General features: G+C 62.5%; 10 protein-coding genes. 5 read left to right on the top strand and 5 right to left on the bottom strand.

What is annotated here, in order from left to right; translation table 11 throughout:
- Positions 1–188 precede the first annotated feature (188 nt).
- On the bottom strand, positions 189–2,168 hold the full coding sequence (locus tag RRF64_RS11255) for an alkyl/aryl-sulfatase (protein WP_323845978.1): 1,980 nt from the start codon (positions 2,166–2,168) through the stop codon (positions 189–191).
- 312 nt (positions 2,169–2,480) lie between these two features.
- Between RRF64_RS11255 and RRF64_RS11260 the strand changes: the two genes are divergently transcribed.
- The gene (locus tag RRF64_RS11260; RefSeq protein WP_323845979.1) at positions 2,481–3,518 is read left to right on the top strand and encodes an AraC family transcriptional regulator; all 1,038 of its coding nucleotides are present in this window, start codon (positions 2,481–2,483) and stop codon (positions 3,516–3,518) included.
- 135 nt (positions 3,519–3,653) lie between these two features.
- Here RRF64_RS11260 and RRF64_RS11265 read toward each other — a convergent pair whose 3' ends face one another.
- From RRF64_RS11265 to RRF64_RS11280, 4 genes are all read right to left on the bottom strand, one after another.
- A complete protein-coding gene (locus tag RRF64_RS11265; RefSeq protein ID WP_323845980.1) occupies positions 3,654–5,264 on the bottom strand; it encodes a GMC family oxidoreductase in 1,611 nt (536 codons plus the stop codon).
- A gap of 171 nt (positions 5,265–5,435) precedes the next feature.
- Complete coding sequence (locus tag RRF64_RS11270) at positions 5,436–7,091, bottom strand: GMC family oxidoreductase (protein ID WP_323845981.1); 1,656 nt, start codon at positions 7,089–7,091, stop codon at positions 5,436–5,438.
- 98 nt (positions 7,092–7,189) lie between these two features.
- A complete protein-coding gene (locus RRF64_RS11275; RefSeq protein ID WP_323845982.1) occupies positions 7,190–9,610 on the bottom strand; it encodes an efflux RND transporter permease subunit in 2,421 nt (806 codons plus the stop codon).
- Positions 9,600–10,742 (bottom strand): WD40/YVTN/BNR-like repeat-containing protein, encoded by a 1,143-nt coding sequence (locus tag RRF64_RS11280; RefSeq protein WP_323845983.1) that lies wholly within the window; start codon positions 10,740–10,742, stop codon positions 9,600–9,602. Before RRF64_RS11280 ends, RRF64_RS11275 begins: the two co-directional genes overlap by 11 nt.
- A 279-nt stretch (positions 10,743–11,021) precedes the next feature.
- Here RRF64_RS11280 and RRF64_RS11285 point away from each other — a divergent pair, with 279 nt between their 5' ends.
- From RRF64_RS11285 to RRF64_RS11300, 4 genes are all read left to right on the top strand, one after another.
- A complete protein-coding gene (locus tag RRF64_RS11285) occupies positions 11,022–12,857 on the top strand; it encodes a DUF1302 domain-containing protein (RefSeq protein ID WP_323845984.1) in 1,836 nt (611 codons plus the stop codon).
- 14 nt (positions 12,858–12,871) lie between these two features.
- Complete coding sequence (locus tag RRF64_RS11290) at positions 12,872–14,257, top strand: DUF1329 domain-containing protein (RefSeq protein WP_323845985.1); 1,386 nt, start codon at positions 12,872–12,874, stop codon at positions 14,255–14,257.
- A 137-nt stretch (positions 14,258–14,394) separates the two neighbouring features.
- A complete protein-coding gene (locus RRF64_RS11295; RefSeq protein WP_323845986.1) occupies positions 14,395–15,840 on the top strand; it encodes a coniferyl aldehyde dehydrogenase in 1,446 nt (481 codons plus the stop codon).
- Between the two features lie 233 nt (positions 15,841–16,073).
- Entirely contained in the window at positions 16,074–17,054 is a 981-nt protein-coding gene (locus RRF64_RS11300; RefSeq protein WP_323845987.1) for a SphA family protein, read from the top strand.
- Positions 17,055–17,119: the final 65 nt, after the last annotated feature.

The following is a 17,119-nucleotide window of genomic DNA, read 5'->3' on the forward strand; positions in this document are numbered from 1 at the left end:
GGGACTGCTCTGCGGGCAGCGGTTATTGTGCCTCCAGGCCCGTCGCCCAGAATGTCAAAATTTTTACTTTTGCACAGCGCCTGGATCGCTGGGTAGGGTGCGCCGTGCGCACCGACCGGCTCCGATGCGGATGCCGGTGGTATCGGTGCGCACGGCGCACCCTACAGGAGCCCAGATGTAAAACCCGCTTACGGCGTGACGACGTTGAACCAGAAGGGGAACTCCTCCAGCATCGTCATCAGCTGCACGAAGGTCTGCTGATTGCCATCCATTTTCAGTGCACCGGACTTCACCAGTTCCGGGAACGGCTTCTGCCGGGTGAACAGCAGGTCCAGGTCACTGCGGTTGATAGTGACGGTCACATCCGCATCTTTGCTCTGCACGCCGGCGATGTTGTTCAGGTGCGAGTTTTCCAGCTCCAGCAGAAAGGATTCACTGCGGTCCGGCAGCACGAAGTTGATGGCAAATGCCTTGCCTTCGGCCTTTTTCGCATCCAGCTTCACACCGAGGAAATCGAACAGCAGCTCGGTGCTCATCGCGCGGACCATATCCGGGCCGGCCTTGGTGGCCCGCGCATTCGTAGGCACGCCGTTGCGCAGCTCGTAGGCCGCAACCAGGTAGACGTTGCGCCAGCCGCTGTTCTCCGCCTGGTAGCCCATCTGCTCGAAAATATCCGCCTGCAGGTTGCGCGCTGGCTGGTTGTTCGGCTCGGCAAACACCAGGTTGTTGAGCACTTCCGCGGCCCAGCGGTAATCGCCCTTGTCGTAGGCCTTGCGCGCCAGGTTCATCACCGCCTCGGCGCCGCCCATCGCCTCGACATAGCGCGGTGCGGAATCCGCCGGGCTCAGCGGGTTCAGGTTGGCCGGGTTCATGTCGAAGTAGCCGAGGTACTTGTTGATGATGCCGCGCGCGTTGTGCTTGTAGGAGCCGTGATAGCCGCGGTTGTACCACTCGTGCGCGAGGCTGTCCGGCACGGTGATCTGGTCCTGAATCTCGTTGATGGTCACACCCTTGTTGGCCAGGTTCAGGGTCTGGTCGTGCAGGTAGCCGTACAGGTCGCGCTGTTTTTTCAGCACTTCGGTCAGGTATCCATTACCCCAACGCGGCCAGCTGTGGGAGGCGAACATCACTTCGGCCTGCTTGCCATAGCCGTGCACCAGCTGGTTGATGTATTTGCTCCAGCCCTGGGCATCGCGTATCTGCGCACCGCGCAGCGTGTAAACGTTGTGCAGGGTGCCGGTCACGTTTTCCGCGGTCCACAGCGCCTTGAACTGAGGGAAGTAGGTGTTCATTTCCGCCGGGGATTCGGTATCCGGCGTGTTCTGCATGCGCATCTCGATACCGTCGATGACCAGGGTTTCCTCGTCCTGCTCGATGGTGCGCGTGGGTGCGATCAGGCCCATCACACCGGTAGATATACCCTTGCCGATCGCCGAATCCACCTGCCCTTTTGGCCCCTTCGGCAGGATGTTGGCGTACTGGTAGGTGGCGCGGCGGGTCATCGCATTGCCGGCCAGTACGTTTTCCTTCACCGCATGCTCCATAAAGCCGCGCGGCGCGATCACCTGCACCTTGCCGGAGTCGACATCGGCCTGGCTGACGATACCCTTAACCCCACCGAAGTGGTCGACGTGGGCGTGGCTGTAGATCACTGCGTGCACCGGCCGCTCGCCGAGCACCTCGGTGACCAGTTTGAACGCGGCTTTGGCCGTGGCCGGGGTCAGCAGCGGGTCGATCACGATCCAGCCGGTATCGCCGGCGATGAAGGTGATGTTGGCGAGATCGTAACCACGCACCTGGTAGATACGGTCAGTGACCTTGAACAGGCCGTACGCCATATTGAGCTTGGCCTGGCGCTCGAGGCTGGGGTTTATCGTTTCGTGTGACTGGTCACCGGCAAGGTAGTCATAGCTGCCCAGGTTCCAGACCACGTTGCCCTGTTCGTCCTTGATCTCTACCGCCGCGGGGCGCTTGAGCAGGCCTTTTTCGACCAACTCGAAATCTTTGGTATCGGAAAACGGCAGGCTTTGACGGACAGACTGTTGGTAGGCCTTGGTAGCCGCAGTGGCCTGTTTCGGTTCAGGCCCGGTCGCAGCACCGAGCGCCGCCGTGGCGCCGGTGACCATCAATGCGCCGAGGCCGACGGATGCAATCGTATTTTTAAGCATTTTGTTCTCTCTTTACCGCATTGTTGAGCCAAAAACACCCAATAAATCCCGACTGCGCGGGTGGCGTCATCACTGACGAATATGTGCTCAACCTTGTTGGCGACAACATGACGCAGCCGTGAACAAATGGAAATTGCAGTGCGCGCCAATCTATTGTGCTGACGTGCACATCGGTTAAAATGCGGGTCTGATCATTTTTTGTACTCCCCTGGTCTTTCCAGGGCTTAGTCTTTCCAGGGCTTAGTCTTTCCAGGGCTTAGTCTTTCCGGGGCTTAGCCTTCCCGGGGCTAACGAGACAACCATAGGAAGATCATGTTGGAACACGAAAACGTTGCAGCGCTGAGCGGCTGGGTGATCCCCATGTCCAAAGCCATGCAGGCCAACAATATTGACGCGGAGCAGGCGCTCAACGAGTGCGGCGTTACCGCCGACGATCTCGAAAACCAGGAATCCAGGATCGCCGTGACCAAGCTGGCCAGGGTGATCGACTATTGCAACGCGCGCATGCCGAGAAAGGATTTCACTATTCAGGTTGCCGAGCACTTCCATCCCGGGATGTTCCACGCACTCGGCTACGCAATGATGTCATCAGCTTCGCTGAAGGATGGCCTGGAGCGCATCGCGCGCTACAAGCGCATCGTTTCCGATGCCTGCCGGCTGGAAATTTCTGAAGATGCCAGCGGACTGACGCTGCGCGTAGTGACCTGGTATTGCGAAGGCACGGGCAAACCGACGCTCGGCCAGCGGGAAATCGAAGTTTTCCTGGCCACGCTGGTGAAGTTTGGTCGCGAGGCGGTCGAGACCGGCCTGCGGCCGCTGGCGGTTTATTTCCGGGCGCCCGAACCCGAGCAGGGTGACGAATACCTGAAGAAATTTTTCGGTTGCGAGCTGCATTTCAACTCGCAACACGACGCCATCGTATTCGACCGGGAGCAGGCCTCGAAGAAATTGCTCGCGCACAACCTGATGCTGACCCAGAGTCACGAGAAGATGCTCGACGAATATCTGTCGCGCATCGACAGGAGCGACCTGGCCAACCTGGTCCGGTGCAAGATCTACGAGCGCCTGTCCCTCGGCGCACCGACCCAGCAGGAAGTCGCCGAGGAACTCGGCATGAGCCTGCGCAACCTGCAGCGCAAGCTCAACGAGCGGGGCACCAGCTACAAGGAAATCCTCGAGCACACGCGCAAGAAGCTGGCGCTGGAGTATATCGACCAGCCACACCTGTCACTGGGAGAAATCGGTTACCTGGTGGGTTTCGCCTCGGTGGCCAATTTCAACCGCGCGTTCAAGCGCTGGACCGGCTGTACGCCGGGAGAGTTTCGGGTTACGCACGCGGCCAGTGCCTGAGCATTCCTGATGGGCACGTCGCTGCGCGCCTTTGCCCATCCTGCGAACTAAAAACTCTCGTCATTCGGAATCCAGCGCGTAGGGTGCGCCGTGCGCACCGCAGGATAACGGTGCGCACGGCGCACCCTACCGAAGCTAGCCCCCTTTCCCCAGAATCATATCCGCCGCCTTCTCCGCGATGGCGATGGTCGGTGCATTGGTATTGCCGCTGATCAGCGTCGGCATGATCGAGGCATCCACGACGCGCAGGCCCTGCACGCCGCGCACACGCAATTGCGGATCGACTACGGCTTCGTCGTCGGTGCCCATCTTGCAGGTGCCCACCGGGTGATAAACGATCCCTACCCGCTCCTGCACCTTGCGGAAAATGGCTTCATCGGTTTCGCAGTCGGGTCCCGGGTGCATTTCCTCGACGCGGTATTTTTCGAATGCCGGGGCGGCCAGTATTTTGCGTGCCTGGCGGATGCCGTCGACCATGACCTGGATATCCTCCGGGTACGCAAAAAAGTTGTAGTCGATCTCCGGCGCGGCGAACGGGTCTTTTGAGCGGATCATCACGGTGCCGCAACTCTTCGGGCGCAGCACGCACACGTGAATGGAGAAGCCCGGCTTTGACATCAGCTTCAGGTCACGGCCGCTGTCGTCATACAGCAGCGGCAGCAAGTGCAGTTGCACGTCGGGGCGCTCCTCGTCATCCCGCGACTTGATAAAACCGCCGGCCTCGGTGATCGATTTGGCCAGCTTTCCTTTCCGGGTGAACAGGTATTTGATGGTGTCCGGCGCCATTTTCAGCAGCCCCGTAACCGACATGGTAACGCCGTTGTTGAGGTGGCTCTTCACCAGCACACAGGCATCCACGTGTTCCTGCAGGTTCCTGCCCACCCCGGGCAGCGGGTGCAGGCAATCGATGCCTAGCGATTTCAGGTGCTCCGGATCGCCGATGCCAGACAACTGCAATAGTTGCGGCGAATTGAGGGCGCCGGCACTCAGGATAATTTCACGCGCTGCCTCAAGCCTCAGGTCCGCGTTGTGGTGGCGCAGCTCCACGGCAGTGGCGCGGCCGTCTTCCAGCAACACCTGCTTGACGTGGGCGTTCGTGAGTACGGTCAGGTTTTTCCTGTGCAGTGCCGGCTTCAGGAAAGAGGATCTGGCACTGAAGCGGCGGCCGTGTTTGATATTGAGGTGGTAGTAACCAACACCCTCCTGATCCGCGCCGTTGAAGTCTTCCGAATACTTGAAGCCCGCCTGCTGCGCGGCGATCACAAAAGCCTCTGACATCGGATATTCCGGCAGCGCGGTACTGACATTCAGTGGGCCGCCGGTGCCGTGATACTCGGTGCCACCCATGGTTTCGTGGTGCTCGGATTTCTTGAAGTAATGCAGCATATCGCTGAAGGACCAGCCCTCATTACCGAGCGCTGCCCAGTGATCGTAGTCCTCCTTCTGGCCGCGCACATAGAGCATACCGTTGATGGCAGAGCTGCCACCGAGGGTCTTGCCGCGCGGTGTGAAAATCGGCTGGCCGTGGCGCAGCTTGGGGTCAGGCTTGGCGTCGTAGGCCCAGTTGTACTTCTTGGAAAACATGAAATAGGCGAAGAAGCCGGGGATGGAGACCATGGGCACGCGGCCGGGCGGGCCCGCTTCCAGCACGCACACCGAATATTTGCCGCTGGCGCTCAGGCGGTCGGCCAGCACGCAGCCAGCAGAGCCGGCGCCGACGACGATATAGTCGAATTTGGTTTTCACGTGTTTGTCCCGGTCGGCACAGATATAGATAACCTAGTTCATGCCGAAACGATGTGGGGTGCGGCGGTGCCGGTTCGAGGTAAACCTAAAAAAAAGGCGCCTCCACCAGAGACGGAGAGGCGCCAGAAGCGACGGCCAACAAGGCCGGAGAGAAAATGGTTTGGCGCGGGATCAGTCTGCCAGCGCTGTTTCCGCCGCCAGGGTGGCGGCGGTATTGGGTTCCTGGAGAATCATGTCGGCGGCCTTTTCGGCGATGGCGATGGTGGGCGCGTTGGTGTTGCCGCTGATCAACCTGGGCATGATGGAGGCGTCCACCACGCGCAGGCACTTGAGGCCGTGCACGCGCAGCTGTGGATCCACCACCGCCTGCTCGTCAGTGCCCATCTTGCAGGTGCCCACCGGGTGGAACACCAGGCCGACCTTCTCCTGCACCCTGGCGAAGATCTCCTCGTCGGACTGGCAGCCGGCGCCCGGGTGGAGTTCCTCGCCGCGGTATTCGTCGAAGGCCGCGGCGGCGAGAATTTCGCGCACGCGGCGGATGCCGTTCACCATCACTTTGCGGTCTTGCTCGTGGGCGAAGAAGTTGTAATCGATTTCCGGCGCGGCGAAGGGATCGGCGGAGTTGATCATCACGCTGCCGGAACTCTTGGGGCGCAGCACGCACACATGCACGGAATAGCCGGGCCTGGCCATCAGTTTCAGGTCGCGGCCGCAGTCGTCGAATAGCAGCGGCAGCATATGCAGCTGCACGTCCGGGCGCTCGACGTCATCGGAGGACTTGATAAAGCCGCCGGCCTCGGTGATCGACTTGGCCAGCTTGCCCTTTTTGCTGACGGCATATTTCAGCGTGTCCGGCAGCATCTTCAGCAGGCCGCTCAGGGATGCGGTGAAGCCGTTGTTGATCTTGCTGCTGACCAGCACGCAGGCGTCCACATGCTCCTGCAGGTTCTTGCCCACGCCTGGCAGCTGGTGCAGGCACTCGATACCCAGGGATTGCAGGTGCGCGCTGTCGCCGATACCGGACAGCTGCAGCAGCTGCGGCGAATTGATCGCGCCGCCGCTGAGGATGATCTCGCGCTCCGCTTCCAGTTTCAGATCGCTGCCTTTGTGGCACAGTTCCACCGCCACCGCGCGGTCGCCGTCCAGCACGATTTTTTTCACCTGGGCTTCGGTCAGCACCGTCAGGTTGCCGCGGCCCATTGCCGGCTTCAGGTAGGCGGCGGCGGCGCCGAAGCGGCGGCCGTCCTTGATGTTCAGGTGGAAGTAGCCCACGCCCTCCTGCTCGGCACCGTTGAAGTCGTCGCTGTATTTGCAGCCGGCCTGCTGCGCCGCCTCGACAAAGGCGCGGGACATCGGGTACGCCGCCGTGTCCGGGGCGCTGATATGCAGGTTGCCGTTGTTGCCGTGATAGTCGTTGCCGGCGAACTTTTCGTGGTGCTCGGATTTCTTGAAATAGGGCAGCAGGTCGCGATAGGACCAGCCCTCGTTGCCGAGCGCGGCCCACTCGTCGTAGTCCTCTTGCTGGCCGCGCACGTAGAGCATGGCGTTGACCGCCGAACTGCCGCCGAGGGCCTTGCCGCGCGGCGAGAAAATCGGCTGGCCGCGGCGCAGTTTCGGGTCCGGCTTGCCGTTGTAGGCCCAGTTGTACTTCTTGATAAACATGTGCGCGGCGAAGGCGCCGGGGATGTTGACCATCGGCGACGCGCTGCCGTCCCGTCCGGCCTCCAGCACGCACACCGAGTATTTGCCGTTCTCGGACAGGCGATTGGCCAGCACACAGCCGGCGGAGCCGGCGCCGATGATGATGTAGTCGTATTTTATTTTCATTGTTTTCTCCTGCGGCGAGGTTTCGACCATAGTCGGCAAAAAGTTAACGAGGATTCCGCTGTGGGAGCCAGCCCTGCAGGGCAGGCTCCCACACTCTGTTATGCAGTTTCTTCCACTACAGTGCGCTCGGCGGGTTTGCGCTCTACGCGGCCTGTCTGTTGTGAATTCCGCGGCTCCACTTGGGCAGTGTTGTCGGCGCCGATGCGCAACAGCCAGGCGATGGCCGGTACCAGCACCAGGGCGCCGAGCATGTTCCACACGAACATAAAGGTCAGCAGCAGGCCCATATCCGCCTGGAACTTGATCGGCGAGAAGACCCAGGTGGCCACGCCAATGGCCAGGGTGATGCCGGTAAAGGCCACGGCCTTACCGGTCTGGTGCAGCGTGTAGGCGTAGGATTCCAACAGGGATTTGCCCTGTGCCAGCGCCTCGCGCACCTTGCTGAAAATGTAGATGCCGTAGTCCACGCCGATACCCACACCCAGCGCGATCACCGGCAGGGTCGCCACCTTGACGCCGATGCCCATCAGCGCCATCAGCGCCTGGCCGAGGATCGAGGTCAGCATCAGCGGCAGCACCACCGCCAGCACGATGCGCGGGGAGCGGAAGGTCAGCAGGCAGAGCGCGATCACCACGCCGTAGACCCAGATCAGCATTTCCACCTGCGCTTTTTCGATCACGCTGTTGGTGGCCGACTCGATACCGGCGTTGCCGGCGGCCATCAGGAATTCCACCGAGTCCGGCGCGAATTCTTCATTGAAGTGGCGCACGGCGGCCACGACCTGGTCGAGGGTCTCGGCCTTGTGGTCGTTCAGGAATACCAGCACCGGCGCCATGCTGCAGTCGGCGTTGATCAGCCCGGGCGGCGCCTTGGCCACGGAAGCGTTGGTGACGAACTGGTTGCGGTTCAGGCCGTACCATTTCAGCGAGCCCTCGTTCATGCCGAAGTTGCCGAACTTGGACACGTCGGCAACGGAAGCCACCTTCTGCACGCCGGGCACATTGCCGAGGTGCGCGGCCAGCTGGTCCATCCACACCAGGTTGCCGTAGGCGATGCACTGCTCGGCCTCGGTCTTGGCCATCACCACGAACACGTCGGTGCTGGTGCTGTAGTTGTCCACCAGGTAGGCGTTGTCGCGGTTGTAGCGGGAGTCCGGGCGCAGTTCCGGCGCGCCGGCATCCAGGTCGCCGATCTTCATGTACTGCGAGTACCAGGCGCCGGCGCCGACCAGGACCAGCGCGATCGCCAGTACCGCCTTGGCTTTTTGCGGGCGCGCGAAGCCGGCAAAGAGCCGCTCCACCAGGGTCGGCTGGTCGGCGCGCGCGCGCGCGTAGCGCACGCCGGCGTCGGAGACACCGATATAGCTGGCGATGATCGGCAGCGCCACCAGGTTGGTGACGATAATCACCGCCACACCGATACTGGCGGCGATCGCCAGCTCGCGGATCACACCGATATCGATCACCATCAGCGTGGTGAAGCCGATGGCGTCACTGACCAGCGCGGTAATGCCGGCCACGTACAGGGAGCGGAAGGCCAGCTTCGCCGCATCGAACTTGTCCGCGCCGCGCACGACGTTGTGGATGGTGGCGCTGATGATCTGCACCCCGTGGCTGACGCCGATGGCGAATACCAGGAAGGGCACCAGCATCGAGTAGGGGTTGATGCCGTAGCCGAGCAGGTTCAGCACACCCAGCTGGCAGAAGACCGCGAAGATGGAGCAGGCGAGCACGGCGAAGGTGCTGCGCAGGCAGCGGGAATAGCCCCACAGCAGTGCGAAGGTAATCAGCACCGCCAGACCGAAGAACATGACCACCTGCACGGCGCCGTCGATCAGATCGCCGATCACCTTGGCGAAGCCGACGATGCGGATCTGCACAGTGTCGCTGCTGTATTTATCGCGGACATTCTGTTCCAGGTAGTCGGACAGTTCGCGGTAGTTGAGCGGCTGGCCGGTTTCCGGATTCACGTCCTGCAGCGGTGCCAGGATCACGGCGGACTGGAAATTATTGCCGACCAGCACGCCCACCTGGCCGGACTTGAACACGTTTTCCTTCAGTTTCGCGACCATGGCCGCGGAACCGTCGTAGCCGTTCGGAATCACCGCGCCGCCGACAAAGCCCTCCTCGGTCACTTCCTGCCAGCGCACGTTCGGCGTCCACAGGGACTTGAGGCCGTCGCGGTTGACGCCCGGCACGTAGAAGACTTCGTCGGTCACCTGTTGCAGGACCTGCTGGAACTCGGGCGTGAAGATATCGCCGTCTTTGCTCTCGACGACGATGCGCACCACATTGCCGAGATCCGCCAGCTCCTTGCGGTAGTCCATGTAGTTGTTGATGAATTCGTGGTTGCCCGGAATCATTTTGGTGAAGCTGGCCTCCGGGCGCACCTGCAAGCCCTGCCAGGTCAGGAAGGACAGCAGCGCGACGAGGATCGCCAGCACCGCCGGGCGGTAACCGAATACCAGGCGCTCGAAGAACTGCTCGATTCGGGACGGATTGCTGGAATTATTCTGCATCGCCTGATACCTCTTTCTTATTCCACGCACGCTGGTCCCAGACAGTAATGCCGAACTGGCCCGCCAGAATCAGTTTGTCGCCGTCGGCCGCGACCGCGGACAGCGCGGCGCCGGACGGGTGCTTGCGCACTGCGAGTGCGCCGGGATCATCGATCGGGAAACTCACCACCAGGCCGCCGTGGCCCACCAGGTAGACCTCGCCGCTGTCGGTCACGGTGCCGCCGAGCAGGCTGGCGCCGGCGTCGATATGGTGATGGGTCCAAGTCTCGCCGCCATCGCGGGAGATCAGCAGATTGCCCTGCAGGCCGTAGGCCACCAGGTTTCGGGAATGCGGTTGTGCGGCGACACCGAACAGGCTGCCGCCGTAGGGCAGATCCATGCGCGCCCAGCTGTCGCCGCCGTCGCGGGAGACAAAGCCGGTGCCGCTCTCGCCAACGATATAGAGGCTGCCGTCGCCGGTTGCGGTAACGGCGTTCAGGTGGAAGCGGTCGGGGTTGTCGAGCTTGCCGCTCTGCAGCTGCCAGCTGTCACCGCCGTCAGCGCTCTTCAGGAAGCTGCCATAGGCGCCCACGGCAAACAGGTTGCTGCCGCTGCCGGCGATCGCCAGCAGCGGCTTGTTGGGGCCGCTCTGCATTTCGGCCTGGGCGTCCTCGATATTGATACCGGTCTCCTCCAGCTGGAACTCCAGCTCGCCGATATCCGCATCCGCCGGCGGATTGTCGAGCGCTTGCTGCAGCGCGTCGCGGCGGCTTTCCAGCGCGGCAATCTGCATGCGCGTCAGGTCGTAGCCGTCGAAGATCTTCTGCCAGCGGCCATCAGCAGCCCGCCGCAGTATCGCGGCGTCGTGGCCGACGGCAAATGCACGGCCGTCGGCCAGTGTCGCCAGGCCGGTCAGGGCGACGCTGACCGGGGTCTGCAGCTGCTGCCACTCGCCGGACGGCTGCCACTGCAGCAGCAGGCCGCGCTCGCCGGAGACCAGGTAGCCGCCGTTATGGGGGCTCAGGGCCATCATCAACGCGGTGTCGGCACTGGCGCTTGGCAGGGCGGGAGTGTCGAGTAGCTCGACCTTGGCGCTGGCCAGACAGGGCAGCGCGGCCAGGATTGCGGGCAGGAGAAATCGGGTAACGCTCATATCTCGCCTGTATCTCTTTTTTATTAAGTGGCGGGATTATCTGGCTGCCCGCGCGCCGGTCGATATGTCAGACGCGCCAAATCATTGTCCCTCCCCGCAGCGCAGCTGACTAAAAATCGATCAACATTCACCTGCAGCCCCAATCCCCGCGGCGCTGGCGCCCGCGCGCGAATCCGGCGCGGCAGGACAACAGGTTGGCGCACTGCGCGAATTGAACGGCGTCGATCCATTGATCTTCTCGTGTAAAGATTTTCGCCTGCATGAATGGGAGAAGAGCCAATGCACAAAAAAATAAGATTGCCCAACTATAAGAAGACCCTGCTCGCCGCACTGATCGGCGGCGTCGTCAGCCAGGCCCAGGCGGCCGAGTTTTATTTTGGCGACAGCGAAGACATAGCGCTGCGCATCACCTCGCAGCTGGACGCGGGCGCCAGCTGGCGCGTGAGTGAAGCGGATCCGCGCTTTATCGGCAGCCTCAACGGCGGCACGGGCCAGACCACCACCACCGACGACGGCAACCTGAACTTCGCCGAGGGCGAGACCTTCTCGAAGATCATCAAGGGTGTGCACGACATTGAACTGTCGAAAGACAACTTCGGCATGTTCATGCGGGTCAAGTACTGGTACGACAAGGAACTCGAGGGCGAGAACCGCCCGCACGGCAACAACGCCAACGACTATACGGCCGGCGCACCCCTGTCCGACGAGGGTTTCTCCGATTACGCCAAGTTCTCCGGTGCGGAAGTGCTGGACGCCTATACCTACTGGGATACCGAAGTGGCGGAAATGCCCATCAGCCTGCGGGTCGGCCGCCAGGTGGTGAGCTGGGGCGAGAGCACCTTTATCCAGGGCGGTGTCAACGCCATCAACCCGGTGGACGTGAGCGCCTTCCGCCGCCCCGGCGCCGAACTGAAAGAGGGCCTGCTGCCGGTGGGCATGGGCTATTTCAACGTGGGCGTGACCGAAGACCTGAGCGTCGAGGGTTTCTATCAGTACGAGTGGCAGAAGACCCAGATCGAGGGCTGCGGCACCTACTTCTCCAGCGCCGACTTCGCCGCCGACGGCTGCGAGCGGGTGACCGTTCAGGCGCCGGACGCCACCGCCGCGGCGCTGGGCCTCTATGCCGCGCGCCAGGACGACCTGGAACCGAAAGACGGCGGCCAGTACGGCCTGGCGGCGCGCTACTATGCGGCCGCGCTGAACGGCACCGAGTTCGGCGCCTACTACATGAATATCCACTCGCGCCTGCCGATGATCAGCGCGGTGCGCTCCGCCATTCCGGATGCGGTCGGCCAGGTGTTTATTCCCGAGGCCCTGGATCCCACCGGCGGCGACCTGTCCGCGCTGAACCCGGGCTATGTGATCGGCTTCCCGGAAGACCTGAAGATCTACGGCCTCAGCTTCGCCACCAACGTGGCCGGCCTGGCGCTGTCCGGTGAAATCTCCTACAAGCCGGACACCCCGGTGCAGATCAACGGCTCCGAGGTGCTGTATGGCGCGCTGACGGAGAACCCCATCTTCCCTTTCAGCAGCCGTGTGCAACAGGTGGCTGACGGCGGCGTGGTACAGGGCTACGACACCTTCGACCAGACCCAGCTGCAGGTCACCGCGATCAAGTTCTTCGAGCGGGTGCTGGGCGCCTCGCGCCTGACCCTGATCGGCGAGGCCGGCATTTCCATGCTCGACGGCGTGGAGGATTCCGACCAGCGCTACGGCCGCAACTCGGTGTTCGGCCTGGGCGATTTCACCCTCGCCAACGGCGCCAGCTGCAGCGACCTGGTGGCGGCCGGGCAGATCAACGGCGACTGCGAAAGCGACGGCTATGTCACCGACACCGCCTGGGGCTACCGCGCGCGCGCCGCACTGGAATACCCGAACGTGTTCGCCGGCGTATCCCTGAACCCGACCCTGGCCTGGTCCCACGATGTTTCCGGCTACTCCGCCGAACCGGCGCAGCAGTTCCACGAGGGCAGCAAGTCCCTGGGCCTGGCCCTGGAAGCCGTGTACCAGCAGAAGTACAGCGCGACCCTGGGTTACACCGCCTTCGACGGCGGCAGCCACAACACCCTGGAAGACAAGGACTTCGTGTCCCTGAGCTTCAAAGTCTCCTACTAAGCGAGGTAGAGAACATGAAAAAAACAATGAACAAGAACTTCGACAAAACCATGACGGCCGCCGCGATGCTGCTCCTGTCGCTGAGCGCCGGCTCCGCCTTCGCCAAGGTCTCCGAAGTGGAAGCCGCCAAGCTGGGCGACAGCCTGACTCCGCTGGGCGCGGTCAAGGCCGGCAATGCCGACGGCAGCATCCCCGCCTGGACCGGCGGCCTGATCAGCGGCGCCGAGGCGCCGAGCAAGGACAGTGGCCGCCCGGCCAACCCCTTCCCGGATGACAAGCCGCTGTTCGAGATCACCAATGAAAACCTGGCGCAGTACCGGGACAAGCTGAGCCCGGGGCAGATCGCGATGTTTGCGAAGTACCCCGGCTACCGCATGCCGGTGTACCAGACCCGCCGCACCGCCGCCTACCCGGAGGCGCTGTACGACGTGGTCAAGAAGAACGCCACCAGCACCGAGCTGGTCGCCGGCGGCAACGGTCTGACCAACTTCGATTCGGTGATTCCCTTCCCGATGCCGCAGACCGCGCTGGAAGTGGTATGGAACCACATCACCCGCTACCGCGGCGGCTCGGCCGAGCGCACCATGACCACCATCCCGGTGCAGGCGGACGGCTCCTTCGTGCCGGTGAAAATGATCGACCAGCTGGTGTGGCCGGAATTCCTCGACGGCGGCCGCGATGCCAAGAGCGATGACAACGTGCTCTTCTACTACCTGCAGCAGATCACTGCGCCGGCGCGTCTGACCGGTACCGCGCTGCTGGTACACGAGACCGTCGACCAGGTGAAAGAGGCGCGCCGCGCCTGGGTCTACAACGCCGGCCAGCGCCGCGTGCGCCGCGCGCCGAACGTCGCCTACGACGGCCCGGCCACCGGTGTGGACGGCCTGCGCACCGCCGACAACCTCGACATGTACAACGGCGCCCCGGACAAGTACGACTGGAAACTGATCGGCAAGAAGGAAATGTACATTCCGTACAACACCTACAAGTTGATGGATCCGTCTCTGAGCTACGACGAGCTGGTACAGGCCGGCCACCTGAATCCGGAGCACCTGCGCTACGAGCTGCACCGCGTCTGGGAAGTGGAAGCGACCCTGAAGGAGGGCGAGCGCCACATCTACGCCAAGCGCACCATGTACATCGACGAGGATTCCTGGAGTGCGTCCGTGATCGATCACTACGACGGCCGCGGCAAGCTGTGGAAGGTGGCCGAGGGTCACAACGTGATGTTCTACGACGTCAACACCCCGTGGATGGCCGCCGAGACCCTGCACGACCTGGATTCCGGCCGCTACCTGGTGACCGGCCTGGCGAACGAAGAGCCGCAGTTCATGGAGTGGGACAACAAGGCCAGCCGCAGCGACTTCTCCTCTGCCGCGCTGCGCCGCATCGGCCGCTAACCGCGACCGGGCATCCACACCAATCGAGTCTACCCTTGTAGCCGTTACCAGCGGCTGCAGGGGCGCACCGAAAGCGCGATCTTCCCTGTAGGCCGGCGATGCCGGCCTTTTTTATTGGGCCTTTTTCAGGAAATGGCATGAATACCGAAACACTGACCCGCGGCGACGCAGACCTGGCGATGCTGCAAGACCTGCTGAACAGGCAGCGCCAGGACTACCACAGCGATCCGGTGCCCGATTACGAGCAGCGCATCCGCGACCTGAAGACACTGGCGCGCATGATTCGCGAGCATCAGGAAGACATGGTGCAGGCGATCAGCGATGACTATGGCAACCGCTCGCGCATCGAGAGCCTGTTCTGCGAAATCTACGTGGTGCTCGACGGTATCAAGGACACCATCAAGAACCTGAAGAAGTGGATGAAACCGCAGCGCCGTCACGTTTCGCTCACCTCCTACCCCACTTCCCGCAATCGCGTGATCCCGCAGCCGCTGGGTGTGGTGGGCGTGATAGTGCCGTGGAATTTTCCGGCCAACCTGACCTTCGCACCGCTGACCAGCATCTTCGCCGCCGGCAACCGCGCCATGGTGAAGATGTCGGAAAACTCCAGCCGCCTGGCAGCGCTGCTGGCGCGCATCAGCGGCGACTATTTTCCGCCGGAAAAACTCGCCTTCGTGCCGGACACCGGTGGAGTCGGCCCGCTGTTTTCCAGCCTGAAGTTTGATCACCTGATCTTCACCGGCTCCAGCAGTACCGGCCGCGCGGTGATGCGCTCCGCGGCGGAGAACCTGACGCCGGTGACGCTGGAGCTGGGCGGCAAGTCGCCGGCCATAGTCGCGCCGGATTATCCGCTCGATACTGCGGCCGAGCGCATCCTGTTCTGGAAGCTGCTGAACGCCGGACAGATCTGCACCACCGTGGACTACCTGTTCCTGCCGGAACACAGCGTCGAGCCGTTCGTGGAAAAGGCGAAACAGCTGGTGCAGAAGCGCTACCCGGATCTGCAGAGCGAGGACTATACGTCGGTCATCGACGACCGCTCCTACCGCCGCCTGTGGGATACGCTGGACGACGCCATCGCCAAGGGCGCCACCGCCATCGACCTGTCCGGCGGCCAGGGCAGTCGTGACGACCGGCTGCGCAAGTTTCCGCCGCACCTGCTGCTGAATGTCACCGACGAGATGGAAGTCATGCAGCGGGAAATCTTCGGGCCGCTGTTGCCGGTGAAAACCTACAGCGATCGCCAGCAGGTACTGGAATACGTCAACCGCGGTCCGCGCCCGCTGTCGATCTATCCGTTCACCAACGACAAGGCGCTGACCGATTTCTATATCGAGCGCATGATTTCCGGCGGCGTGACGGTCAACAACTGCGTGCTGCACGTGGCGCAGCACGATATCCCGTTCGGCGGCGTCGGCGACAGCGGCATGGGCCACTACCACGGCTACGAGGGTTTTATCACCTTCTCCAAGCTACGGCCGGTGTTCTACCAGGGGCCGCTGGATCCGATCAAACTGCTGATGCCGCCCTACGGCAAGACGGCGAAGAAGATTCTCGATGTGATGATCCGGATGACAAAATAAAACCTGACACGACAAGTGCTCGCGCCAGAAGGCCACCCACCGGGTGGCCTTTTTTATGCGCCTGAGTCCGCGGGCCGTTCGGCAGAACATTGCAAGGAAATTCCAGAGCACAGGGATCGGACGTCAATTCCCGCCCGCGCAGAACATGGTCGCGGGCAGTTTATCTCGCCAACTAGACTTACCTTGCTCTTCGTTCGCGGAGTAAGGAGAACATGCAGCATGGAGGCGCAGCAGTGAACGCCAGAAAATCGGTTTTCGACGCGCCGGTAGCCAACGCGTCCGCTTTGCTTGTGGCGGCTTGCCTGCTGTCGGCACCGATGCCGGCCGGCGCCGCCGAGGGCGGCATGAGCTATTACGTGCCGGGCACCATGGCCACCCTGATCGACCGGGCGCCGGTGCAGGCGGGCTGGGTGATCAAGCCGCAGTACATGCATTACGACGGTGACTTCAGTGCCTCGTCCGAGACGCCGATCGCCGGCGTGGTGGCGCTGGGGCTGGATGTCGATATCGATGCCTTCGCGCCGGGTCTGATCTACACCTTTGAGCAACCGGTGCTGGGCGCCAAATACTCATTGGGCGCCTTTCCGTCCTGGGTGGACGTGGACGTCACCGGCTTGGTCGAGACCCCCTTTGGCAATCTCAGCCGGCGCGACTCGGCCTCCGGCCTTGGGGATACCACCCTGATTCCGGCGCTGCTCGGCTGGGTCGACGACTGCTGGCAGTACAATTTCCTGGTTGCGCTGCACGCGCCCACCGGTGACTACGAGACCGGGCGGCTGGCCAACGAGGGGCTCAATTACTGGGCAATCCAGACCACCGTCGGCGCCGGCTACAGCAACCAGGCTGCGGGCTTCAATTTCTCGGTCTTCGCCGGACTGCTGCTGAACGATGAAAACAGCGATACCGACTACCGCAGCGGGCGCATTGCTCATCTGGACGCGAGTGTCCAGCAGATGATCAAGGCCGGCAGCGGTTTCATTACCCTGGGTCTTAACGGTTACTGGGCGGAGCAGTTCAGCGCCGACCGCAAGCCGGGGCTGATCATTCGCGGCAACTTCGAGCTGCGCTCGGCGGGCATAGGCCCGGTCGTCGGCTACATGCTGCCGATGGGCCGGGAGAACGTGCTGCTGGAGCTCAGCTGGCTGCCCGAGATGGAAACGGAGAATACCCCCGAAGGGGATTATTACTGGCTGAAATTCGTGTACCAGTTTTGAGCCAATCCCTCGCGGCGGCGCCCCGGCGCGGTTATTTTTCCGGACACAAATATGTGTCACCAGAA

Source organism: Microbulbifer magnicolonia, assembly GCF_035117725.1.
Classification (GTDB): Bacteria; Pseudomonadota; Gammaproteobacteria; order Pseudomonadales; family Cellvibrionaceae; genus Microbulbifer; species Microbulbifer magnicolonia.